At 59.9% G+C, this 22,497-nt stretch carries 17 protein-coding genes and 4 tRNA genes; 18 read left to right on the forward strand and 3 right to left on the reverse strand.

What is annotated here, in order from left to right; all coding sequences use genetic code 11:
- Nucleotides 1-120 precede the first annotated feature (120 nt).
- The 12 genes from gltX to ACM6IN_RS03535 all read left to right on the forward strand — a co-directional run bounded on the left by gltX (nt 121) and on the right by ACM6IN_RS03535 (nt 9,720).
- A complete protein-coding gene (gltX, locus tag ACM6IN_RS03480) occupies nt 121-1,602 on the forward strand; it encodes a glutamate--tRNA ligase (RefSeq protein WP_007913414.1) in 1,482 nt (493 codons plus the stop codon).
- Nucleotides 1,603-1,858: 256 nt separating this feature from the next.
- Nucleotides 1,859-1,934 (forward strand) — tRNA-Ala (locus ACM6IN_RS03485).
- 79 nt (nt 1,935-2,013) lie between these two features.
- Nucleotides 2,014-2,089: transfer RNA gene (locus tag ACM6IN_RS03490), tRNA-Glu, on the forward strand.
- 53 nt (nt 2,090-2,142) lie between these two features.
- Nucleotides 2,143-2,218, forward strand: a tRNA-Ala gene (locus ACM6IN_RS03495).
- Nucleotides 2,219-2,296: 78 nt separating this feature from the next.
- Nucleotides 2,297-2,372 (forward strand) — tRNA-Glu (locus ACM6IN_RS03500).
- Nucleotides 2,373-2,554: 182 nt separating this feature from the next.
- Entirely contained in the window at nt 2,555-3,094 is a 540-nt protein-coding gene (locus tag ACM6IN_RS03505) for a TetR/AcrR family transcriptional regulator (RefSeq protein WP_007913421.1), read from the forward strand.
- 30 nt (nt 3,095-3,124) lie between these two features.
- The gene (locus ACM6IN_RS03510; protein ID WP_007913423.1) at nt 3,125-3,958 is read left to right on the forward strand and encodes an alpha/beta fold hydrolase; all 834 of its coding nucleotides are present in this window, start codon (nt 3,125-3,127) and stop codon (nt 3,956-3,958) included.
- Between the two features lie 45 nt (nt 3,959-4,003).
- Nucleotides 4,004-4,453, forward strand: coding sequence for an acyl-CoA thioesterase (locus ACM6IN_RS03515; RefSeq protein WP_007913424.1), 450 nt, complete (start codon nt 4,004-4,006; stop codon nt 4,451-4,453).
- Between the two features lie 156 nt (nt 4,454-4,609).
- A complete protein-coding gene (locus ACM6IN_RS03520) occupies nt 4,610-5,569 on the forward strand; it encodes a tRNA dihydrouridine synthase (RefSeq protein WP_007913426.1) in 960 nt (319 codons plus the stop codon).
- A 121-nt stretch (nt 5,570-5,690) separates the two neighbouring features.
- Entirely contained in the window at nt 5,691-6,137 is a 447-nt protein-coding gene (locus ACM6IN_RS03525; RefSeq protein WP_123374809.1) for an Hsp20 family protein, read from the forward strand.
- Between the two features lie 188 nt (nt 6,138-6,325).
- Nucleotides 6,326-7,021 (forward strand): DUF1266 domain-containing protein, encoded by a 696-nt coding sequence (locus ACM6IN_RS03530; protein WP_414915415.1) that lies wholly within the window; start codon nt 6,326-6,328, stop codon nt 7,019-7,021.
- Complete coding sequence (locus ACM6IN_RS03535; protein WP_414915416.1) at nt 7,018-9,720, forward strand: DUF805 domain-containing protein; 2,703 nt, start codon at nt 7,018-7,020, stop codon at nt 9,718-9,720. Before ACM6IN_RS03530 ends, ACM6IN_RS03535 begins: the two co-directional genes overlap by 4 nt.
- On the opposite strand, the gene ACM6IN_RS03540 is transcribed toward ACM6IN_RS03535, so the two are convergent.
- The 3 genes from ACM6IN_RS03540 to ACM6IN_RS03550 all read right to left on the reverse strand — a co-directional run bounded on the left by ACM6IN_RS03540 (nt 9,717) and on the right by ACM6IN_RS03550 (nt 15,732).
- Complete coding sequence (locus ACM6IN_RS03540) at nt 9,717-11,408, reverse strand: Hsp70 family protein (RefSeq protein WP_414915417.1); 1,692 nt, start codon at nt 11,406-11,408, stop codon at nt 9,717-9,719. The genes ACM6IN_RS03535 and ACM6IN_RS03540 overlap by 4 nt on opposite strands.
- 86 nt (nt 11,409-11,494) lie before the next feature.
- Complete coding sequence (locus tag ACM6IN_RS03545) at nt 11,495-14,773, reverse strand: PAS domain S-box protein (RefSeq protein WP_095111755.1); 3,279 nt, start codon at nt 14,771-14,773, stop codon at nt 11,495-11,497.
- Nucleotides 14,774-14,847: 74 nt separating this feature from the next.
- The gene (locus tag ACM6IN_RS03550; RefSeq protein ID WP_007913442.1) at nt 14,848-15,732 is read right to left on the reverse strand and encodes a LysR family transcriptional regulator; all 885 of its coding nucleotides are present in this window, start codon (nt 15,730-15,732) and stop codon (nt 14,848-14,850) included.
- Nucleotides 15,733-15,872: 140 nt separating this feature from the next.
- Between ACM6IN_RS03550 and leuC the strand changes: the two genes are divergently transcribed.
- From leuC to ACM6IN_RS03580, 6 genes are all read left to right on the forward strand, one after another.
- Nucleotides 15,873-17,291: a 3-isopropylmalate dehydratase large subunit gene (gene leuC, locus ACM6IN_RS03555; protein WP_007913443.1), complete on the forward strand. Its 1,419-nt coding sequence runs from the start codon at nt 15,873-15,875 to the stop codon at nt 17,289-17,291.
- Between the two features lie 11 nt (nt 17,292-17,302).
- Complete coding sequence (leuD, locus tag ACM6IN_RS03560) at nt 17,303-17,947, forward strand: 3-isopropylmalate dehydratase small subunit (protein ID WP_007913445.1); 645 nt, start codon at nt 17,303-17,305, stop codon at nt 17,945-17,947.
- Nucleotides 17,948-18,107: 160 nt separating this feature from the next.
- Nucleotides 18,108-18,875 (forward strand): class I SAM-dependent methyltransferase, encoded by a 768-nt coding sequence (locus ACM6IN_RS03565; RefSeq protein ID WP_414915418.1) that lies wholly within the window; start codon nt 18,108-18,110, stop codon nt 18,873-18,875.
- A 54-nt stretch (nt 18,876-18,929) separates the two neighbouring features.
- Nucleotides 18,930-20,012: a 3-isopropylmalate dehydrogenase gene (gene leuB / locus ACM6IN_RS03570; protein WP_003226430.1), complete on the forward strand. Its 1,083-nt coding sequence runs from the start codon at nt 18,930-18,932 to the stop codon at nt 20,010-20,012.
- Nucleotides 20,013-20,078: 66 nt separating this feature from the next.
- Nucleotides 20,079-21,191, forward strand: coding sequence for an aspartate-semialdehyde dehydrogenase (gene asd, locus ACM6IN_RS03575; RefSeq protein ID WP_007913448.1), 1,113 nt, complete (start codon nt 20,079-20,081; stop codon nt 21,189-21,191).
- Between the two features lie 276 nt (nt 21,192-21,467).
- A complete protein-coding gene (locus ACM6IN_RS03580) occupies nt 21,468-22,478 on the forward strand; it encodes an aspartate-semialdehyde dehydrogenase (protein WP_414915419.1) in 1,011 nt (336 codons plus the stop codon).
- Nucleotides 22,479-22,497: the final 19 nt, after the last annotated feature.

The raw sequence follows: 22,497 nt of genomic DNA on the forward strand, positions 1-22,497 counted from the left end.
CTTACCGGTGTTACAGACGCAAACTTGGCTTAAATGCCCTGCCTGCTGGAGCGGGGCGGGTGTCGCCTGTTACCATTCGCCGCTTGATTGTTTTGCTTTTCATTCTTTTCGAGACATGCCATGACCACCGTCCGCACTCGCATCGCGCCATCGCCTACCGGGGATCCCCACGTAGGTACCGCTTACATCGCATTGTTCAACTACTGCTTTGCCAAGCAGCATGGCGGTGAGTTCATCCTGCGCATCGAAGACACCGACCAGTTGCGTTCGACCCGCGAGTCCGAACAGCAGATCTTCGACGCCCTGCGCTGGCTGGGCATCGACTGGAGCGAAGGCCCGGACGTTGGCGGGCCGCACGGCCCGTACCGGCAGAGCGAGCGTGGCGACATCTATCAGAAGTACTGCCAGCAACTGGTCGACATGGGCCATGCGTTCCCGTGCTTCTGCACCGCTGAAGAGCTGGATCAGATGCGCGCCGAGCAAATGGCGCGCGGCGAAACGCCACGCTACGACGGCCGCGCGCTGCTGCTGTCGAAAGAAGAAGTCGCCGCTCGTCTGGCGGCTGGCGAACCCCACGTGATCCGCATGAAGGTGCCGAGCGAAGGCGTTTGCGTGGTGCCGGACATGCTCCGTGGTGATGTCGAGATCCCGTGGGATCGCATGGACATGCAAGTGCTGATGAAGACCGACGGCCTGCCAACGTACTTCCTCGCCAACGTCGTCGACGATCACCTGATGGGCATCACCCACGTCCTGCGCGGCGAAGAATGGCTGCCATCGGCACCGAAACTGATTCTGCTGTACGAATACTTCGGCTGGGAGCAACCAGAGCTGTGCTACATGCCGCTGCTGCGTAACCCGGACAAGAGCAAGCTGTCCAAGCGCAAGAACCCGACTTCGGTGACGTTCTACGAGCGCATGGGCTTCATGCCGGAAGCGATGCTCAACTACCTCGGTCGCATGGGCTGGTCGATGCCGGACGAGCGCGAGAAGTTCTCGCTGCAGGAAATGGTCGACAATTTCGACCTCAAGCGTGTCTCCCTCGGCGGGCCGATCTTCGACATCGAGAAGCTGTCGTGGCTCAACGGCCAATGGCTGCGCGATCTGCCGGTGGAAGAGTTCGCCGCGCGCGTGCAGAAGTGGGCGTTCAATTCCGAATACATGATGAAGATCGCGCCGCACGTTCAGGGTCGCGTTGAAACCTTCAGCCAGGTTGCACCGCTGGGCGGGTTCTTCTTCGCTGGTGGCGTCAATCCAGACGCCAAGCTGTTCGAGTCGAAGAAGCTTTCGGGTGATCAGGTTCGCCAGTTGATGCAGTTGATCCTGTGGAAGCTGGAAAGCCTGCGTCAGTGGGAGAAGGACAACATCACCGCGACGATTCAGGCAGTGGTCGAATCGCTGGAGTTGAAGCTGCGCGATGCGATGCCGCTGATGTTCGCGGCGATCACCGGGCAGGCGAGTTCGGTGTCGGTACTCGATGCGATGGAAATCCTTGGCCCGGACCTGACCCGTTATCGTCTGCGTCAGGCGATCGACCTGCTGGGCGGCGTGTCGAAGAAAGAAAACAAAGAGTGGGAAAAACTGCTGGGCGCTATCGCCTGATAACTTAACCCCCCTGTAGGAGCTGCCGCAGGCTGCGATCTTTTGATCTTGATCTTTAAACGGCAACGTCAAAAGATCGCAGTCTGCGGCAGCTCCTACAGGGGCATGCTTTATCCCAAGTCCCGGATTTACGGGGGAGGGCGGTAAGTGATTGTTATGCCGACGAAAAACTTTGAAAAATTTCAAAAATAAGTTTGACAGGCTTTCGATACGCCCTTAAGATTCGCCCCGTCCTCAGCGATGACATCAACGATGAGGGGCTATAGCTCAGCTGGGAGAGCGCTTGCATGGCATGCAAGAGGTCAACGGTTCGATCCCGTTTAGCTCCACCAATTTACACTTCAAGGTCTGGCCACACCGGCCTTGAAGCGATCAACACTCAGCGTTGATCAGTTGTATAGAAGGGTTTGCGTCCCCTTCGTCTAGTGGCCTAGGACACCGCCCTTTCACGGCGGTAACAGGGGTTCGAGTCCCCTAGGGGACGCCAGTTTTACAGAAGCGATGTTGCAAAATGTCGCTCCGCCGCGAGGCGAAAAATCCGGGGCTATAGCTCAGCTGGGAGAGCGCCTGCATGGCATGCAGGAGGTCAGCGGTTCGATCCCGCTTAGCTCCACCAATTTACAATTCAAGGTCTGGCCACACCGGCCTTGAATCGATCAGTTCTCAGCGCTGATCAGTTGTATAGAAGGTTTGTGTCCCCTTCGTCTAGTGGCCTAGGACACCGCCCTTTCACGGCGGTAACAGGGGTTCGAGTCCCCTAGGGGACGCCACGATTACCCGCTCTGCGGGATTTTATAAGGGTCATTCAATTATTGAATGGCCCTTTTGTTTGTCTGGCGTTTGGCCAATTCTCCTTTTTCCTTACACTGTGCATCAGACCAGCGGTCATATCCTTGACTTGCAGAATATTATTATGCGAATAATATTCTAGTCGTAATATTCGGAGGCAACGATGAACGATAAAAAAGCTCAAACCCGCGAACGCATCCTCAAGGCTGCCAGCGCTGCACTGATTCAGCGTGGCCCGGCGGACCCTAGCGTGGGCGAAGTGATGGGCGCAGCCGGCCTCACCGTCGGTGGCTTCTATGCGCACTTCGAAAGCAAGGACGCAATGATGCTCGAAGCGTTCAAGCAATTACTCGGTCGCCGCCGCGACCTGATTGCCGACATGGATGCCGAATTGACCGGCGAAGAGCGCCGCGCCTTGGTTGCCGCGTTCTATCTGTCGCGCAAGCACCGTGATTCCAGCGATGCCGCGTGCCCGATTCCAGCTTCGATTGGCGAGTTGGGTCGTTTGCCGGAATCGTTCCGCATCGCGCTGAACGAACACCTGGAGTTGATGATCGCGCAGTTGGCGTCCAGTCCCGAGGACACCGACAAAGCCCTGGCCGACGTGGCCTTGATGGTGGGTGGTCTGGCACTCGCAAGAGCGCTCGGCCCGGGAGATTTATCCGATCGATTGCTGCGCGCTGCCAAGTCGGCGGTGCGTTGACCTGAAGGCAGCACGCCTGAGGAGAGAGCGATGAACACGTTGAAGTGGGTTCGTGGCGTTAATGGCACCTTGGGCTGGATTGCACCGCAACGAGTGGCGAGCAAAATGCGCCTGGCGTTCATGACGCCGCGTTCGCTGCCGCTGCGGGATTGGGAGTTGCCGTTGTTGGCGAGCTCTGAACGGATCACCTTGCGCTTTGGCCTCTCGGCGCTGCGCTGGGGGCAAGGCCCGACGGTGCTGCTGATGCACGGTTGGGAAGGGCGGCCAACCCAGTTTGCCGCGCTGATCACTGCACTGGTCGATGCCGGTTACACCGTTGTGGCGCTCGATGGTCCGGCCCATGGTCGTTCGCCGGGGCGTGAAGCCAATGTCGTGTTGTTCGCTCGGGCAATGCTCGAAGCCGCTGCCGAATTGCCGCCACTGCAAGCGGTGATCGGTCACTCCATGGGCGGCGCCAGCGCCATGCTCGCTGTGCAACTGGGCTTGCGCACCGAAACCCTCGTCAGCATCGCCGCACCTGCGCGAATTCTGGGTGTGCTGCGCGGTTTTGCCCGCTACGTCGGTATGCCGCCGCGAGCGCGTTCCGCCTTCATCCGCCAGGTCGAGCAAGATGTCGGGATGCGCGCCGCTACGCTCGACGTTGCCCACTATCAACTGGATATGCCCGGCCTGATCGTGCATGCCGAGGACGACAACTTCGTCTCGGTCAAAGAGTCGCAACTGATCCACGAATCCTGGTTCGACAGTCGCTTGCTGCGGCTTGAGGGCGGCGGTCATCAGCGCGTGCTGGCCGACCCTCGCGTGGTTGATGGCGTGTTATCACTGCTGGCCGGCCGCAGCCTTCAGGCGCGCCAATCGGCGTGAGCTCCGTTACACTGCCCCGGTTGAATCATTGACCGGGAGTGGGGCATGGGCTGGGATCGGGCAACGCCGTTTACCATTGATCTGCAAGTAGGCGCCGAGGATATCGACGGCTTGGGGCACGCGAACAACGCGGTGTACGTGACCTGGCTGGAGCGTTGCGCCTGGCGCCACTCGCAGCGTCTGGGCCTGGATCTGGTCGAGTATCGGCGCCTGGATCGGGCGATGGCCGTGGTTCGTCACGAGATCGATTATCTGGCTGCGGCCTATGAAGGCGACGAACTGCAATTGGCGACCTGGATTGTCGATTGGGATCAGCGCCTGAAAATGACCCGGCATTTCCAGCTCAAGCGCCCGAGCGACAACACCACGCTGTTGCGTGCGCAAACCACTTTCGTCTGTATCGAGCTGTCCACGGGCAAGCCCAAGCGCATGCCGGCCGAGTTCATCGAAGGCTACGGCCCGGCGATCCAGATCCCGGAATCTGCGAAAATCTAATGTAGGAGTGAGCCTGCTCGCGATAGCGGTGTGTCAGCCAACATATGCCTCACTGACACACCGCTTTCGCGAGCAGGCTCGCTCCCACAAGGTTTCTGCGATTTCTTGCGATATCCAGTAAACTGCCGCACGTTTTTCTTCAAGTAGTGTTTTCCCATGCAAATTGCTCTGGCACCCATGGAGGGGTTGGTCGACGACATTCTCCGCGACGTGCTGACCCGCGTTGGCGGCATCGACTGGTGCGTGACCGAATTCATTCGCGTCAACGACCAGTTGCTCACTCCAGCCTACTTTCACAAGTTCGGCCCGGAGCTGCTCAATGGCGCGCGTACCGCATCCGGCGTGCCATTGCGCGTGCAATTGCTCGGCTCCGATCCTGTATGCCTGGCGGAAAACGCTGCACTGGCCTGCGAACTCGGCTCCGAAGTGATCGACCTCAACTTCGGCTGCCCGGCCAAGACTGTGAACAAATCCCGGGGCGGCGCCGTGCTGCTCAAAGAGCCGGAATTGCTTAACCAGATCGTCGAGCACGTGCGCCGCGCCGTACCCGCGCACATTCCCGTGACCGCGAAAATGCGCCTCGGCTTCGACAGTCCCGACGGTTCGCTGGTCTGCGCCACGGCATTGGCTGAGGGCGGCGCCGAGCACATTGTGGTTCACGCCCGTACGAAAATGGACGGCTACAAACCGCCCGCACATTGGGAGTGGATTCCGCGTGTGCAGGACGTGGTCAAAGTCCCGGTGTTCGCCAACGGCGATATCTGGAGCGTCGAGGACTGGCGTCGTTGCCGCGAAATCAGTGGCGTGGAAGACATCATGCTCGGTCGCGGACTGGTGTCGCGTCCGGATCTGGCCAGGCAAATCGCTGCCGCCCGCGCTGGCGAAGAAGTGGTCGAGATGACCTGGGCCGAGCTGATGCCGCTGATCCAGGACTTCTGGCTGCAAGCCAAAGCGCAGATGACTGCACGTCAGTCGCCGGGCCGTTTGAAGCAATGGCTGGCCATGCTGACGCGCAATTATCCCGAGGCCACTGAACTGTTTACCGTGCTGCGTCGTGAAACTGAGCCGGATCATGTCTCGCGTTTACTCGGTCTGCCGGTTGCCGAAGCGGCCTGAAAAAAATCTGCAAATAATCTCTTGAAATCATTTCAGTGGTCCCTATTTAAGGGTTACGCGATGCCGAATTCGGGTCGCGGAGTCAAAAAACCTTGCTGATTGTTTTCAGGAGATTTGAACCATGAGTACTGCATTTTCCCTCGCACCACTGTTCCGTTCCTCGGTGGGTTTCGACCGTTTCAACGACCTGTTCGAAACCGCCCTGCGCAACGAGCCGGGCAGCAGCTATCCACCTTACAACGTGGAAAAACACGGTGATGACCAGTACCGTATCGTCGTTGCGGCGGCCGGTTTCCAGGAAGAAGACCTGGAACTGCAAGTCGAAAAAGGTGTGCTGACCATCAGTGGCGGCAAGCGTGATGTCAACGAAGGCGTGACCTTCCTGCACCAAGGCATCGCCCAACGTGCTTTCAAGCTGTCCTTCCGCCTGGCCGATCACATCGAGATCAAGGCTGCGGATCTGAGCAATGGTCTGCTGAGCATCGACCTGCTGCGTGTGATCCCGGAAGAGGCGAAAGCCAAACGCATCCCGATCAACGGGACGCAGAAGCCGGCGTTGCAGCACTGAGTCACGTGCCGCAACACAATCGTCTGAACGGACGATGAGCCGCTGAATGAAGGCCCCGATACGTCGGGGCCTTTTTTGTGCGCGCAAGAAAACCGTTGTTCGACTTTGCCGCTGGCGGCGGTTTCTCTACAATCCGCGGCAGTTTTGCCGACCCCCATTCCTCACCGGTCGGCCTGGAGCCTTTTTTCATGGACGAGATTCAACAGCGCTGGCTGTGCGCTTTGTCTGCGCCAATGGCGGCGATCAATACCGGCGCCAGCTACGACGACCCGGCCTTCTGCAACGATCGCTACATCGACCTGAAAGACAGCTGGGGTATCGACGACCGTGGGCAATTGTTCGACATGCTCGAACGGATGACCGACGACGGCCATGCCAAGCACCTCAGCGCGGCCTATTTGGCTTGGCAGCGTTGTCTGCCAAGTGAATGGCAGGCCTTGCTTGAAGATCTCACTCCCCGCGAACGCATCCTGCATGAGTTTGCCAGTCGCACGTTCGGCAGTTGTGGGCCGGGCGGGATTTTGTCCTGGGACTATGGCCGCATGGGCTTTCTCTTGCGTTGCGCGGTGCGCAATCAGTGGATCGATCTGGACGAAAGCAACTGGCTGCACAGTCGTTTGGCCCTCAGAGCGCAATTTCACTACGGCAGCTGGATGGCTTACTTCGATGGCTTTGTGGTGGGCCGGACGTTTTGGTCGTGCCTGAGCGCCAGCGACGATGAGCTTGCGCGTGAGCTGGATCGACAAGGCGCCAACGCCCTTAACGTGCGGATTGCCCGCGGTCTTGCCGAGAACAGCCCTCAGTTCCTTGCTGATTTGCCGTGGCACATGGAAATTGATTTGCCGCCGCGCCCGGCATCGCTCAAGGAGTTCGACTGGTCATGAGTTGCTGGATCCGCTTGGGCATCGAGCCTACTAACGACGAAAACCTGATTCGCAACGCCTACCGCGCACGTTTGCCGGCGCATCACCCGGAGACCGATCCGCAAGGGTTTCAGGCGCTGCGCATGGCCTACGAAAACGCCCTGCGTCTGGCGCGAGAGGAAGGGGATGAGGAAGAAGAGTACGAGGAACAATCACCAGCGTTAGAGCAGGAGGTCGTCGAGGTCCCTCAGGCGTTCGTGGATTTCTGCGAGTTGCTGGATGATCCCGCCCGCCGGTTCAATTTTGCTGCGTGGCAGGTGTTTGTCCGGGGGCTGGATGAGCTGTCACTGGACGTGCTCGATGAACTCAGTTGGGGGCTTTACCACCGGCTGGCCGACGCCGGCCCGTTGTCGTACCGCTGCGCGAATCTGTTGGCCAAACGTATGGCCTGGGATCAGCAGTTGCTGGATCTTGCGTTCGACGACGCCCATCAGGTCGAATCCTTTCTACAGCGAATCGCAACGCCTGACCCGTTCGACACGGATCTGATGGGAACTTGGTCAGAGGCTGCACAGACCGAATCGCTGTGGTACGCCCGTAGCCTCGATTTTATCTTCACCCAGCGCCCACTCCATGAGTTCGCCGACTTCGCCAGTCGGCACACCTGCCTGCCATTGCCGAATGATGCCGCGTTCCTCAAGCGCCTGTTGGTGCAGTTCACTCAGGCAGGCATCGGCATGCCGACATTTTTGCAGGACTGCGTCGAGCGGCAGCTTGCAGCACCGGATGATGTCGACTGGCTTTACCTGTTGGCGTGCCAGAACAGTCTGCTGGGGCGAGACGATCAGGCATTGCCGTGCTGGATCCGGCTGTGGAATGAGCATCGCCATCCGATGGCGGAAAGTCGTCTGCTGGAGCTGTGTGCCAAGCGACAGCCGACTTTTCTGCCTCTGCTGATTCAGGCATTCGATCGCCTCGAGGACTGCTCTGACTGGTCGGAGGATCTCGGCGATGACGGCCAGGTGTATGGCAGCCCGTCACAACATCCCGAGACGCTGAACCGTTGGCTGGGTGTCGGAAGATTAGCGCTTGATAGCCTCGCGCAAAGCTTTGTCGATTGGCGTATGAGCGGTGATGAACTGCCATTGCTCGCGCAATTGCTCGGCGAAAATGCCGACAGCCGATTGCTGCATCTGTACCGCCGCGCCTGGGCGTTGCATCGGGGTGATTCGGCGTTGTTGCAGCAGATTGTGGATGCACCGCTGCCGATCGATGCCCTCGAAAGCTTGGTGATTAGCGGATTCAAATATCAGGCCGCGCAACACCTGCGTTGGCTGGGCGGGGCACCGATTGCGCTGGCCATGAGCGCGTTCAGCGACGCGAATTCGGTTTCGCAGGCATTGCCGCAGGTACTGACGGAGGGCGAGCCGCACAAGGTCTGTCGTTTGTGGTTGCGTCGCTTGCGGCCTTACAGCGACGCTGCGCTGGAACGACTGGCAGACGCGTTCACGCTGGCCGCGGTCAAAGATGATTGCGACTTGTCCGAACTCGACTTGATTCTCCAGTTGAATCGCCGCGGGATCCCGTTGCCGCCGGTCGGGCTGGGTGAAGCCACTTGGGAGTGGCACGCGCAGACCCTGTTTTTGCTGGCATTGCTGGAACAACCCGAACGCTGGCTGCAGATGATTGACGCGCAGTGCGTGGAGCGCCTGCCTTTCAATCCGGCCCATCCGTTGAGTCGCCTGCAACCGTTGTTGCGGCGCTTGCAGCGTGAGCAAGGCCATTGCGCCGGTTTGCTCGGATGGCTGCAAGGCAATGACCCGGTGCACGGTTTGTTGGTGCAACAATTGTTCAGCGTGCAGCAGGCACTCGACAGCGTGCGGTTGCCGGCCAATAGCCTGCTTTACACCTGTCTCGAAAGTGATCGTGCTGCCTGCGGCGACGATTTGCTGGGTTTGATGATGTTCTGGGGCGTGCTCTATCACGATCCGAGCCTGAGTGCCGAGCAGCATCGCGCATTGTTGCAATCGATCGCGGCGATCAGTTGTGAGGACGATTGGTTCGAAGGCTTCCGCGACGGTTTGATCAAAGGCGAACCGGTGTGGCCGCCGCGCAAAGTGCTGACCGATTTTGGTGTCGACAAACTGCTGGCGTATGAAGCGCTGGATGCGCTCAAGGGCTTGATTCGCTATGGCGCTGCCGGGGTGCCGAAAACGCGCGTCCTGCGCCAACTGCAACAGGGCAAGGACGATGTGCAGAACAGCATCGGGCTGCGCCTGGCCTTGTGCGCATTATTGTCCTGGTCGGAACGATTACTGCTGGCGAAAAGCGATGTTCAGCCGGTACCGGCGACAGCGATCTGGCGTCTGGGATCGCGGTTGGGGCGTAAGGCTTTTATCGCTCAGGTCTTGGCCTGCGTGGTGATTGCGCCGGTGGCAGGGCTGATCAGTGGCACTACGGGCGCAGGCATTCTTATCCTGCTATTGGGCGTGCTGCTGGTGTTCGGCGCCATTCTGCGTCGATTGCACGACATGGGCCGGGGCATTCCGACGTTGCTGATCTTCATGGCGCTGACGCCGGTTCTGCCATTCCTGCCTTTGGTGCTGTTCGGCTTTCCCGGTGACAAGTTGCCCAACCGCTATGGTGTGCCGCCGGACAGCGGCGATTCCGAAATGCTGTCCGGCGGCTTGCAGGCTGCCTTGCGGCGGCTCAACGGTTAGAGGCGCAGTTGATCCAGCGCCTTGTTCAGCTCTGAGCGATGGCTGGCAATCTCCGAGGGTTGCTGGCCGGCGAGCACGGTAGTGAAGTTGTGCAGCCATTCGGCAATGTGCTCGCGTTGCGTGCCGAGGCTTTGCATCCATGCCCGCTCCAGACGGGCGAGCAACGTGCGGTTGGGCAGCGCGTCGCGTGGATGGACTTTCAGGGTCGACAGCCGGTTATGGCTGTCTCGGCGTGCTTGCTCATCCAGACCCGTGGGGCTGCGGTCGATGCTGTGACTGTGACGCTCGCCGGTTTCGAGCAGGGTGACGTCGACTTCGAGCAGACCGTTGATGTCATAACTGAAGCGCACGTCCAGTTCCTGGATGTGTTCAGTGGGCGTCAACGTGACATCGAAAGCATCAATCAGAATGTTGTCGCAAACCCACGGCCGCTCACCCTGATAGACGGCGATGCGCAGCAGCGATTGCTTAGGCTGGGTGGTGTAATAACGCTCCACCCTTGACGTCGGAATGATGGTGTTACGTTCGATGATGGGCGAGAAGGCACCTTTGATGTCTTCTCCACGCATGGTCGCAATCCCCAGCGTATACGGGCAGACATCCGTCAGAATCAACTCTTCAACCGCCCCGTCACGCGCCTTGCACGCCGCTTGCGTCGCCGCCCCCAGCGCAACAATCGTGTCTGGATCAAGATGCCGGTACGGCAGGCGTCCGAACAGCGTGGCGACCATTTGCTGCACCGCCGGCATGCGCGTGGCGCCGCCGACCAGCACCAGGCTGTCGAGGTCACGGGGCTTGAGGCGAGCGTCGCGCAGGGCTTGTTCGATCGGCGCGCGCAAACGGGCCAGCAGCGGCTCCCAGATTTTCACTGCCGCCGCTTCGTCCAGCGACCATTCGAGCGTCTTGTCGCCATGGCGCCAGCTCAGATGTTGAACACCTTCAGCGAGTTTGCATTTCAGTTGCTCCAGCGCGTCGCCGAGGCTGGCCATGCTTTGCGCATCGACCATTGCCGGAGTCAGTTGCCAATGTTTCAGGCAGGCCTGCAACAGCGCGGCAGTGAAGTCTTCGCCGCCGAGAAAGTTGTCGCCGGTGGAGGCGTGCACTTCGATCAGTGGCAACGCGTATTCCAGCACCGTGACGTCGAAAGTACCGCCGCCCAGATCGAAGATCAGCGTGCGTTCGAATTTCTGTTCATGCAGCCCGTAAGCCATCGCCGCAGCGGTCGGCTCGTTGATCAGGCGTGTCACCGAGAGCCCGGCCAGTTCGGCGGCAAACAGCGTGCGTTTGCGTTGCTCGTCACTGAAATACGCCGGCACGGAAATTACCGCTTCCGACACCGGGTGGCCGAGAAAGGCTTCGGCGTCCTGCTTGAGCGAACCGAGGACCAGCGCCGACAATTCTTCCGGGCTGAACTGACGTGCACCGAGCTGGACGCGTTTATCGCTGCCCATAAAACGCTTGAACGCTGCAGCGCTGCGCTCCGGGTGCGTGGTCAGGCGGGCGCGGGCGGCTTTGCCGACCAGAATGGTGTCGTCTTCATCGAGGCTGACCACCGAGGGCGTCAGCACATCGCCCAGAGCGTTGGGAATCAGGCGGGCCTGACCGTCCTGCCAGACGGCGATCAGACTGTTGGTGGTGCCAAGGTCGATGCCCAGCAGAGCCGGGCGGAGGAGGGTTGCATCCTGCATGAAAGATCTCGAAACGGCGCAAAAAACGCGACCCTACAGGTTGCCGCAAACCGTGGCAATTGCGCGTCTGTTGCAACGTGCACCGGTTATGGCAGGAGCTTTTTCAGATCCTCCAGCGCAACCGGTCGACTGTGCAGATAACCCTGATACAAATGGCAGCCCAAGCCTTGCAGGAACGCCAGTTGTTCCGGGGTTTCCACGCCCTCGGCAATCACCTCCAGCTCCAGACTGCGCGCCATGGCGACGATTGCGCGGATAATCTCGGCATCGTTCGGATCGGTCGTCGCATCGCGGATAAACGACTGATCGATTTTCAGTGTGTCCACTGGTAGCCGCTTGAGGTAAGTCAGCGACGAATAACCGGTGCCGAAGTCATCCATGGCGAAGCTCACGCCAAGCTTTTTCAGCCGGCGCATTTTGCTGATGGTGTCTTCCAGATTCTGGATGACGATGCCTTCGGTGATTTCCAGTTTCAGCAGCGAGCAGGGCAGGCCGTGGCTGCTCATGCTGTGTTCGATGCGCTCGACGAAGTCATTCTGACGGAACTGTCGTGGGCTGATGTTCACGCACAGGCTGAAATTCAACGGGTCGACCCGTTTCTGCGCGATCAGTTGTTTGAAGGCATTGCAGGCCTCATCCAGAATCCAGGTGCCGACTTCGAGAATCAGGCCGCTGTCTTCCAGTACTTTGATGAACTCGGTGGGTGACTGCGCGCCCAGTTCCGGGTGATTCCAGCGCACCAGGGCTTCGGCGCCGATGATGCGGTTGTCGCGGGCATCGACCTGCGGCTGAAAGTGCACGTTGAATTCACCGCGCGACAGCGCCAGGCGCAGGTCGGTCTCCATGCGCAGCCGCTCGCTGGCGGCTTTCTGCATGGTGTTGTGATACATCTGCGTGGTGTTACGCCCGGAATCCTTGGCCCGGTACAGAGCAATGTCGGCGCGTTTGAGCAGATCGGTCGGCGTAGAGCCATGATCGGGAATCAGCGCCACGCCGATGCTCGGCGTCACTTGCAGGCGCTGGCCGTCGAGGAACATCGGTTCCGAGAGCAATTCGCGCAGGGTGTCGGCCAGATTGCGCACTTGCGTGCTGACTTCGTTGCGCGAGCCTTCGAGACCGCTGAGCAGCACGACAAATTCGTCGCCGCCGAGGCGTGCGACCGTGTCTTCCATGCGCACACTGGCTTCGAGCCGCGCGGTGATGATCTTCAGCACCGTGTCGCCGACCGGATGGCCGAGGGAGTCATTGATGTGCTTGAAGTGATCGAGATCGAGAAACAGCAACGCGCCGCGCAGGTTGTGGCGTTTGAGCAGGGCGATCTGCTGGCTCAGGCGATCCATCAGCAAGGCGCGGTTGGGCAGGTTGGTCAGCGGGTCGTGATAGGCCAGATGGCGAATTTGCGCTTCGGCGTTTTTCAACAGGCTGACGTCGCGCGCGGTCAGCAGCAGGCACGCCGTTTCATTGAGGGTGATTGGCTCGACCGAGACTTCCACCGTCAGCATCTCCCCGCGCTTGTTGCGCCCGAGCATTTCCTGATGGTGCACGCGGCCCTTGATCTGCAACTCTGCGAGTAATGCCGAGCGCTGTTTTTCCTCAGCCCAAATCCCGACCTGATAAACCGTTTTGCCCACGACTTCTTCAGCGCGATAGCCAGTGAGACGGCAAAAACCGTCGTTGACCTCCAGATAACGCCCGGTGTCGCGCTCGGTGATGGTGATCGCGTCGGGGCTGGAGTGAAAGGCCTTGGCGAATTTCTCTTCACTGGCTTTCAGCGCCGCTTCCGAACGCTGTTGTTGGGTGATGTCACGCAGAGTGGTGACGATGCACGGTTGATCGCCGACGCTGATCTGCCGGCTGGAAATCACGCAGGTCAGTGATTGGCCATCCTTGTGCTGAACGATGATTGCGACGTTGCTCAGGCCCTGTTCGCGAATCACTCGTTCGATGCGTTGCAGGCTTTTCGCCGAGGCGTCCCACAGGCCGATTTCTTCGGCGGTGTGGCCGATGACGTCGGCGGCGCTCCAGCCGAACGTCTGGGTAAAGCTGTTATTGATTTCGATGAACTCGCCACTGTCCTGGCGGGTGACGCAGATCGGGTCCGGGCTGACTTGGAACAGCGTGGCGAATTTCTCTTCCGAGGCCACCAGCCGCTGTTCGCGTTCGACCTGATCGGTGATGTCGAGCAGCGTGCCGGCCATGCGCAGCGGCGCCCCGTTGTCGTCGCGGTAGAGGCGGGCGCGGCTTTCCAGATAGCGCGAGCTGCCGTCCGGCAGTTGCACGCGATAGGTCAGCTGATAATTGCCCGCCGGGCCTTCGCGCAGGCTGCGGTAGGCGTCGCGCATGCTGTCGCGTTCCTCACCGGGCACGCCTTCGAAAAACTCTTCGAACGACTCATGAAACGGTTTCGGCTCCAGACCGTGCAGTTGTGCGGCCCGCGCCGAGCCGTAGAGCATGCCGCTGGGAATGTGCCAGTCCCAGGTGCCGAGCTGTGCCGAGTCCAGCGCCAGATCGAGGCGTTCCTGGCTGTCCTTCAAGGCGTGTTCGGCGGCTTTGCGTTCGGTGGTGTCGAGGAAGGTGCTGAGCAGATAGGGCTGACCTTCGAGTTCGACCTTCTGTGCGCTGAGAATGCCGTCGTGAATCTGCCCGTTACTGGCGCGAAACTGCACCTCCATGCTGATCAATTCGCCCTTGGTGTTGGTCTTCTTGACCAGTTCGCCGCGTTGCTCCGGATGCACCCACAAACCCAGCTCCAGAGTGGTGCGGCCGATGGCGCTCTGCACCGGCCAGCCGAACAGGCTTTCGAAATACTGATTGGCTTCGCTGATCAGGCCGTCTTCCTGACGGGTCAGCAGGACCATGTTCGGGCACAGGTGAAAAAGTGTCGCGAAACGTTTCTCAGAACTGCTCAGAGCCTGTTCGCGTTGGCGCTGGTGGGTGATTTCACGAATCACCCCGATCATTCGGGGGCGGCCGTTTTTATCCGGCAGCAGGCTGCCGCTGATCTCCAGCCAGTGCAGGCTGCCATCAGGCCAGCGGATACGGTGGTGCATCGCTTGTTCCAGCGGCGCCCCGGCAATCACCGCGTGGAAGGCGCGAACGGTTTTCGCCCGGTCTTCCGGCGGCAGCAGGTCGAGGTATTCCAGATCTTCGGGCAGCGGTTGCCGAGGATCGAAGCCGAACAAGGCCTGGGTGCCACGCGACCAACTGATCTGCCCGCGCTCGATGTCCCAATACCAGGCGCCGAGCCGCGCGCCGTTGAGCGCCGCCAGCAATTGCGGCGCGCTTTCCCAGCTCTGCTCGGAATGACGCGGGTCAATCGCCTGAATACGCGGCATCGGCGGAATTCGGTCAACAGATTTCGGCATCGTGGACAGGCCTTGAGCTGATGGTGGCGTTAGGCACAGGGGCAGCGGCTCTATAGGAGTAGCACAAGTTGGCCTCAAGTCCCTGGCAGATCGATTTGTGCATCCAGTAAGGCCATAAAGGCCCGTGCCGCATTCGAGAGCGTCCGTTCAGTGTGCAGGATATAGCCTAGCTGGCGACTGAGCTGTATGCCCGGCAATACGATGCTTGCCACCTGCTCATCGAGCATGGTGCGCGGCAAAACGCTCCAGGCCAGGCCAATCGAGACCATCATCTTGATGGTTTCCAGATAGTTGGTGCTCATGGCGATATTCGGCGTCAGGCCTTGGGCCTCGAACAAGCGTTGGACAATGTGGTGGGTGAAGGTGTTGCCACCGGGGAAAACCGCCGGATGACCGGCAATGTCCGCCAGATTGACCGGGCCATTGCTGATCAGCGAATGCTCCGGGGCAACCACGAAATCCAGCGGGTCGTCCCAGACGGGCGTGGCTTTGACCAGTGCGTGAGGTTCCGGCGCCAGGGTGATGACCGCCAGTTCGGCGCGGCCATGGAGAATTTCTTCGTAGGCCACTTCCGAATCAAGGAACTGAATATCGAGCGCAACCTGTGGGTAACGACGGGTGAATTCCCGCAATAGCGGCGGCAAACGGTGCAAACCGATGTGGTGACTGGTCGCCAGTGTCAGGCGCCCGCTGACTTCGCCGGTCAGATTGGTCAGCGCGCGGCGAGTGTCATCGAGCACGTTGAGAATCTGATAAGCCCGCGGCAGCAGGGCGCGGCCGGCCTCGGTCAGGCCGACTTCACGGCCCAGCCGATCAAACAACCGCACCTTCAATTGCTGCTCCAGCCCGGCGATGCGTTTGCTGATCGCCGGCTGCGTCAGGTGCAGGCGTTCGCCGGCGCCGGAGAAGCTGCCGGTCTCGGCAATCGCGATAAAAGCGTTGAGGTTGGCCAGATCCATGTTCGTATTCCAGTTGGTTATCCAAAGCATAAAAAATATGAATTTGAGTTATTTAATCTAACCCCATAGGATCGGCCTCACAAGCCAAAGGGTTATTGAGAAGCCCAGGGCATAGAAACAAGCTGATGAGGAACCGTCTGATGGCCGGCAAAACGCTCTACGACAAGCTCTGGGATTCGCATTTGGTCAAGCAGCGCGACGATGGCTCGGCGCTGATCTACATCGATCGTCACATCATTCACGAAGTGACCTCGCCGCAAGCCTTCGAAGGCCTGCGTCTGGCCGGGCGCAAGCCTTGGCGCATCGATGCCAACATCGCGACCCCGGACCACAACGTACCGACCACGCCAGAGCGCAAGGGCGGCATCGCAGCCATTGCCGATCAGGTCTCGCGTTTGCAGGTTCAGACCCTCGATGACAACTGTGATGAATACGGCATCGTCGAGTTCAAGATGAACGACGTGCGCCAAGGCATCGTCCACGTCATCAGCCCGGAGCAGGGCGCGACCTTGCCGGGCATGACCGTGGTCTGCGGCGACTCGCACACCTCGACCCACGGCGCGTTCGGCGCTCTGGCCCACGGTATCGGCACTTCCGAGGTCGAGCACGTGCTCGCCACCCAGTGCCTGGTCGCGAAGAAAATGAAAAACATGCTGGTGCGCGTTGAAGGGCAATTGCCGTTCGGCGTGACCGCCAAGGACATCGTTCTCGCGGTGATCGGCAAGATCGGCACCGCCGGCGGTAACGGTCACGCGATCGAATTCGCTGGCAGCGCGATCCGCGACTTGTCCGTCGAAGGCCGCATGACCATCTGCAACATGTCCATCGAAGCCGGTGCCCGTGTTGGCCTGGTGGCAGCGGATCAGAAAACCGTCGACTACGTGAAGGGCCGTCCATTCGCACCGAAAGGTGAGCAGTGGGATATGGCCGTCGAAGCCTGGAAAGATCTGGTCTCCGACGCCGACGCCAAGTTCGACACCGTGGTTGAACTCGACGCTGCGCAGATCAAGCCGCAAGTCAGTTGGGGCACTTCCCCGGAAATGGTTTTGGCCGTTGACCAAAACGTGCCGGACCCGGCCAAGGAAATGGATCTGGTCAAACGCGACTCGATCGTCCGCGCCTTGAAATACATGGGTTTGACTGCCAATCAGGCGATCACCGACATTCAGCTGGATCGCGTGTTTATCGGTTCCTGCACCAACTCGCGGATCGAAGACTTGCGCGCTGCGGCGGTAATTGCCAAGGGCCGCAAAGTCGCCTCGACCATCAAGCAAGCGATCGTGGTGCCGGGCTCGGGTCTGGTGAAGGCTCAGGCAGAAGCCGAAGGTCTCGACAAGATTTTCCTCGAAGCCGGTTTCGAATGGCGTGAGCCGGGGTGCTCGATGTGTCTGGCGATGAACCCGGACCGTTTGGAGTCCGGCGAACATTGCGCCTCGACCTCCAACCGTAACTTCGAAGGCCGTCAGGGCGCCGGTGGCCGTACCCACCTCGTCAGCCCGGCCATGGCGGCGGCGGCAGCGGTGAACGGTCGTTTCATCGACGTTCGTGAATTGATCTAAAGGAGCGCAGCATGAAAGCTTTTACCCAGCACACTGGTCTTGTCGCGCCTTTGGATCGTGCCAACGTCGACACCGACCAGATCATTCCGAAGCAGTTTTTGAAGTCGATCAAACGCACCGGTTTCGGCCCGAACCTGTTCGACGAGTGGCGTTACCTCGATGTCGGGCAACCGTATCAGGACAACTCCAAGCGCCCGCTGAACAAGGATTTCGTCCTCAACGCCGAGCGTTATCAGGGCGCCAGCGTATTGCTCGCCCGCGAGAACTTCGGTTGCGGCTCCAGCCGTGAGCACGCGCCATGGGCGCTGGAAGAATACGGTTTCCGCAGCATCATCGCGCCGAGTTATGCCGACATCTTCTTTAACAACAGCTTCAAGAACGGCTTGCTGCCGATCATCTTGAGCGACGCTGAAGTCGATGAGTTGTTCAAGCAGGTCGAGGCCGAGCCGGGTTATCAACTGCAGGTCGATCTGCAAGCGCAGACCGTGACCCGTCCGGATGGCAAGGTGTACAGCTTCGAGATCGACGCGTTTCGCAAGCACTGCCTGTTGAACGGTCTGGATGATATCGGTTTGACCTTGCAGGACGGTGATGCGATTGCCACGTTTGAGGCCAAGCACCGTGTGAGCCAGCCTTGGTTGTTCCGCGACGCATAATGATTCGAGATTGATGTAGTCAGGGCCGGCCCCTTCGCTGGCAAGCCAGCTCCCACAGGGATTTGCGTTGTTCACAAAACCTGTGGGAGCTGCGGTGCGACGATTCGACTTGCCAGCGATGAGGCCGGAACAAGCACCATAAGATTCAAGGAAAGATCCCATGACCAGCACCGCCCAGCATACTCAGGTTGTCCAGAAGCAATTCGGTGAACAGGCCGCTGCCTACCTGAGCAGCGCCGTTCACGCTCAGGGAACCGAATTTGCACTGCTACAGGCTGAGCTGGCCGGGCAGGGCGAGGCTCGGGTGCTGGACTTGGGCTGCGGCGCCGGTCACGTCAGTTTCCACGTCGCGCCGTTGGTCAGGGAAGTGGTCGCCTACGACCTGTCACAGCAAATGCTCGACGTGGTCGCCACCGCTGCTGTTGATCGCGGTTTCACCAACATCGCCACGGTCAACGGCGCCGCTGAGCGTTTGCCGTTTGCCGATGGCGAGTTCGACTTCGTGTTCAGCCGGTATTCGGCGCATCACTGGAGCGATCTCGGTGTCGCCCTGCGCGAAGTGCGTCGGGTGCTGAAGCCGGGCGGTGTGGCGGCATTCGTGGATGTGTTGTCACCGGGCAGTCCGTTGTTCGACACTTACCTGCAAAGCGTCGAAGTGCTGCGCGACACCAGTCATGTGCGCGATTATTCCGCCGCTGAGTGGCTGCGGCAGGTCAGCGAGGCCGGTTTGCATGTGCGCAGTACCACGCGTCAGCGCCTGCGTCTGGAATACACCAGTTGGGTTGAGCGCATGCGCACGCCTGAAGTAATGCGCGCGGCGATCCGCCAGTTGCAGCAGTCGATGGGCAATGAAGTGCGCGAATATTTTGAGATTGATGCCGATGGCTCGTTCAGTACAGATGTAATCGTGCTGATGGCCGAGCGATAAGAATTTTTCCGGGCGCGCCTAAGGTGGCGCACCGACTGAAGACACGAGGAAAGCATGAGCAAGCAGATTCTGATTCTCCCAGGTGACGGTATTGGTCCGGAAATCATGGCCGAAGCGGTCAAGGTGCTGGAGCTGGCCAACGACAAATACAGCCTGGGCTTCGAGCTGAGCCATGACGTGATCGGTGGCGCCGCCATCGACAAGCACGGCGTGCCGCTGGCCGATGAAACCCTCGACCGCGCCCGCGCTGCTGACGCCGTATTGTTGGGCGCCGTCGGTGGCCCGAAATGGGACACCATCGAGCGTGATATCCGCCCTGAGCGCGGCCTGCTGAAAATCCGTGCACAACTGGGCCTGTTCGGCAACCTGCGTCCGGCGATCCTGTACCCGCAACTGGCCGACGCGTCGAGCCTGAAGCCGGAAATCGTTGCCGGTCTGGACATCCTCATCGTTCGTGAGCTGACCGGCGGCATCTACTTCGGCGCGCCGCGCGGCACCCGTACCCTGGAAAATGGCGAGCGTCAGTCCTACGACACGCTGCCGTACAGCGAAAGCGAAATCCGCCGCATCGCCCGCGTCGGTTTCGACATGGCCATGGTCCGTGGCAAGAAGCTCTGCTCGGTGGACAAGGCCAACGTGCTGGCGTCCAGTCAACTGTGGCGTGAAGTGGTCGAGCAAGTGGCCAAGGATTATCCGGAAGTCGAACTGAGCCACATGTACGTCGACAACGCCGCCATGCAACTGGTGCGCGCACCGAAGCAGTTCGACGTGATCGTCACTGACAATATGTTCGGCGACATTCTGTCCGACGAAGCGTCGATGCTCACCGGTTCGATCGGCATGCTGCCGTCGGCCTCGCTGGATTCCAACAACAAGGGCATGTACGAGCCTTGCCACGGTTCCGCTCCGGACATCGCCGGTAAAGGCATCGCCAACCCGTTGGCGACCATTCTGTCGGTGTCGATGATGCTGCGTTACAGCTTCAATCTGCATGACGCGGCCGATGCCATCGAGAAAGCCGTTAGCGTTGTGCTCGATCAAGGGTTGCGCACTGGCGACATCTATTCGGCCGGTTGCACCAAAGTCGGTACGCAGGAAATGGGCGACGCAGTAGTCGCCGCGCTGCGGAATCTGTAATCTCTCGGGCCCGCTGCGAAATTCAATACAAAGCAGCGGCCCACTTTTCAAGAAGGTGTAGTTGCGATGAAACGTGTAGGTCTGATCGGTTGGCGCGGGATGGTCGGTTCCGTGCTCATGCAGCGGATGCTGGAAGAGCAGGATTTCGATCTAATCGAGCCGGTGTTTTTCACCACGTCCAACGTCGGTGGCCAAGGCCCGTCCGTGGGCAAGGACATTGCTCCGCTCAAGGATGCTTACAGCATTGATGAGCTGAAGACCCTCGACGTGATTCTGACCTGCCAGGGCGGCGACTACACCAGCGAAGTGTTCCCGAAACTGCGCGAAGCCGGCTGGCAGGGTTACTGGATCGACGCGGCCTCGAGCCTGCGCATGAACGATGACGCGGTGATCATTCTCGATCCGGTCAACCGCAAGGTCATCGACCAGCAGCTCGATGCGGGCACCAAGAACTACATCGGCGGCAACTGCACCGTCAGCCTGATGCTGATGGGTCTGGGCGGTCTGTTCGAGGCCGGTCTGGTCGAGTGGATGAGCGCCATGACCTATCAGGCGGCTTCCGGTGCCGGCGCGCAGAACATGCGTGAACTGATCAAGCAAATGGGCGCGACCCACGCCGCTGTCGCTGATCAACTGGCCGATCCGGCCAGCGCGATCCTCGACATCGACCGTCGCGTTGCTGATGCCATGCGCAGCGAAGCGTACCCGACCGAAAACTTCGGCGTACCGCTGGCCGGCAGCCTGATTCCGTGGATCGACAAGGAACTGCCGAACGGCCAGAGCCGCGAAGAATGGAAAGCTCAGGCTGAGACCAACAAGATCCTCGGCCGCTTCAAGAGCCCGATTCCGGTCGACGGCATCTGCGTGCGCATTGGCGCCATGCGTTGCCACAGCCAGGCGCTGACCATCAAGCTGAACAAAGACGTGCCGATCGCTGATATCGAAGGGCTGATCAGCCAGCACAACCCTTGGGTCAAACTGGTACCGAACCAGCGCGAGATCAGCATGCAGGAGCTGAGCCCGACCAAGGTCACTGGCACCCTGAATGTGCCGGTGGGTCGTCTGCGCAAGCTGAACATGGGTTCGCAATTCGTCGGTGCCTTCACCGTTGGCGACCAACTGCTGTGGGGCGCGGCCGAACCGCTGCGTCGCATGCTGCGGATTTTGCTTGAGCGTTGATCGTTTGCAGCAATGAAAGAGCCCGCGCCTTGTGAGAGGTGCGGGTTTTTTTATGCCTGTGGTTTCTCGGGTGTCTGGATTGGCCCCATCGCTGGCAAGCCAGCTCCCACAGGGATTTGTGGAGTACATAAAATCTGTGAATCGCACCGCCCATTGTGGGAGCTGGCTTGCCAGCGATGAGGCCGGTGCAGGCGCCGCAAATCCTCGGCAGAAATTGCCTGCATGGCGGTCACCCGGTAAAGTGCCGCTCCCCCCGTTTCGCCAGAGGCTCGCACCATGACCCAGACCCTAGATATTGCCGTGATCGGCGCCACCGGTACTGTCGGCGAAACCCTCGTACAGATTCTCGAAGAGCGCGACTTCCCGGTCGGCAACCTGCACCTGTTGGCGAGCAGCGAATCTGCTGGCAGTTCGGTGCTGTTTCGCAACAAGAACGTGCGCGTTCGTGAAGTCGATGAATTCGATTTCAGCAAGGTCAAACTGGTGTTCTTCGCCGCCGGCCCGGCCATCACCTTGAGCTACGCCGCGCGTGCCCACGCCGCCGGTTGCTCGCTGATTGACCTGTCCGGTGCGCTGCCGGCCGATCAGGCGCCGCAATTGGTGCCGGAAGCCAACGCCGCAGTACTCGCCAGTTTGAAAGCACCGTTCCAGGTCAGCAGCCCAAGCCCGTCGGCTACTTCGCTGGCCGTGGTACTGGCGCCGCTGCTCGACCTGATCGATCTGCAATATGTGAATGTCACCGCCAATCTGGCCGTTTCCGCCCAAGGTCGTGAAGCCGTGACCGAGCTGGCGCGACAGACCGCCGAGCTGCTGAACATGCGCCCGCTGGAACCGACCTTCTTTGATCGGCAGATGGCTTTCAACCTGCTGGCGCAGGTCGGCACGCCTGACGCACAGGGCCACACGCTGCTGGAAAAACGTCTGGTGCGCGAGTTGCGTCAGGTGCTGGCCAAGCCTTTATTAAAGATTTCCGCAACTTGCGTTCAAGCCCCGGTGTTTTTTGGCGATAGCTTTAGCGTGACCTTGCAGTCAGCGTCGGCTGTCGACCTGGCAAAAGTCAACGCTGCACTCGAAGACGCGGCCGGTATCGAGCTGGTCGAAGCCGGTGATTACCCGACTGCTGTCGGTGACGCGGTGGGGCAGGATGTTGTCTATGTCGGTCGCGTGCGCAGCGGTGTTGACGACCCGGCGGAACTTAATCTGTGGCTGACGTCAGATAACGTACGCAAGGGCGCGGCCCTTAACGCTGTGCAGGTGGCTGAGTTGTTGATAAAAGACCTGCTGTAAAAGATACTTGGCAACAATT

Origin of the sequence: Pseudomonas sp. IT-P395, assembly GCF_949767675.1 — a bacterium.
GTDB lineage: Bacteria > Pseudomonadota > Gammaproteobacteria > Pseudomonadales > Pseudomonadaceae > Aquipseudomonas.